Genomic DNA, 1,679 nt, shown 5'->3' on the forward strand with positions numbered 1-1,679 from the left:
CGTTCGGGGCCGCCCTCGCGCGCCTGCGCCGCCTTGCGCGCACCCCCGACGCGGAGGCCGCCTACGGCGACGCTTTGCGCGCCCTCCATCGCGGCCTCGACGCCACCGACGGGCGCCGGGTGCTGGCCGACGATCTGCCGGGCTTCCTCGCCCGCCACCCCGCCTACCGGCCGGACGCGGCGGGTCTGGCCGACCTGCTCTCCGCCTCGCGCCTCGCCTTCTTCGGTCCCGGTCCCGCCGCCGCCCGCGCCGCCCTGCCCTGGCCCCATCTCGAAGCCCTGGCCTGGCGCCTGGCCGCGGCCGAGCGGGCGGCGTGATGGGCGACACCCTCGCGCGATTCACCGTCGATGCGCCCCTGGTGCTGTGGCTGCTGCCACTGGCCCTGCTGCCGTTCCGGGCTTCGGCCCAGCGCGTCGTGCCCGTGGCCGCCATCGACGCCGGTCCGGCCGATCCGCTCTCGCGGGCGCTCGGTTGGGCCCTGCGCATCGCCGGTTGCCTGGCGCTGGCGGGCCTCATCGTCGGCATCGCCGGCCCGTACCGCCGGGGCGCGACCGTCACCCGCACGGGCATCGGCGCCCAGGTCTCGATCCTCGTCGACCGCTCGGGCAGCATGAACGAGACCTTCGCCGGGCGTCAGCCCTCGGGCGCCGAGGAATCGAAGGCCGCCGCCTCCCGCCGCCTGCTCGGCGACTTCGTCGGCAGCCGCGCCCACGATCAGTTCGCCGTCACCGCCTTCTCGACGGCGCCCATGCTGGTGGTGCCGATGACCGACCGGCACGAGGCCGTGCGCGCCGCCATCCGGGCCATCGACCGGCCGGGCCTCGACTACACCAACGTGGCGCGCGGCCTCGCCATGGGCCTGTCGCAGTTCGGACCCCAGGCCGCCAACGTCTCGCGGGCGCTGCTCATCGTCTCCGACGGCGCGGCGGTGATCGATCCGCGCGTCCAGGGCACCCTACGGGCCGAGTTCGCCAGGATCCGGCCCAACCTCTACTGGCTGTTCCTGCGCACCAAGGGCTCGCCCGCCATCGCCGACAAGCCCGCCGGCGAGGACACGCCCCAGGCGGCGCCCGAGCGCCACCTCGACCTGTTCTTCAAGAGCCTCGGCACGCCCTACCGGGCCTTCGAGGCGGAGGGCCCCGAGGCCGTCGCCGCCGCCATCCGCCAGATCGAGGCCCTGGAGCGCGACCCCATTCCCTACACCGAGCGGCGCCCGCGCCGCGACCTGTCGTGGGTCGCCTTCGGGCTGGCGCTGCTCGGGCTGCTTCTCCTCGTGGCGGGCAAGCTCGCGGAGGCGGACGTGCGGCGGGGACGGGGGGGCCTTCCGCAGGCGGCCGAGGCTCCATCCGAAAGGATCGCCGCATGAACCCGGCTTCGCACCGTTCCACCCCGTTGGCGCGCATCCCCCTCGCCCCGCCCGGTGGTGACGGCTCCCGCGGATCGCGCATCGGGCACGGGTCCCCTCTCCTGGAAGGAGAGGGACAGGGTGAGGTGTGTGACCTTTCCGGAGAATCCACACACCTCACCCCAACCCTCTCCTTCCAGGAGAGGGGGCCCGTCGCGTTTCATGCCAACGCGTCTGGTCCCTGCCGAAAAGCGATCTCGCGGATGCATGACGGTGCGGAGGCCGGACGATGACGGCACTCGCCTTCCCCACCGAACGCACCGCCCCCGCCCTC

1 protein-coding gene and 1 pseudogene are annotated in these 1,679 nt (G+C 74.5%); both read left to right on the forward strand.

Annotated features, from left to right (window positions below; all coding sequences use genetic code 11):
• Nucleotides 1–317: pseudogene (locus FV218_RS22375) on the forward strand (nonribosomal peptide synthetase MxaA); the annotation flags it as partial.
• The gene (locus FV218_RS22380) at nt 317–1,366 is read left to right on the forward strand and encodes a vWA domain-containing protein (protein WP_147711598.1); all 1,050 of its coding nucleotides are present in this window, start codon (nt 317–319) and stop codon (nt 1,364–1,366) included. The pseudogene FV218_RS22375 and the gene FV218_RS22380, both read left to right, overlap by 1 nt.
• Nucleotides 1,367–1,679 lie beyond the last annotated feature (313 nt).

This window comes from Methylobacterium sp. WL69 (assembly GCF_008039485.1).
Taxonomy (GTDB): Bacteria; Pseudomonadota; Alphaproteobacteria; order Rhizobiales; family Beijerinckiaceae; genus Methylobacterium.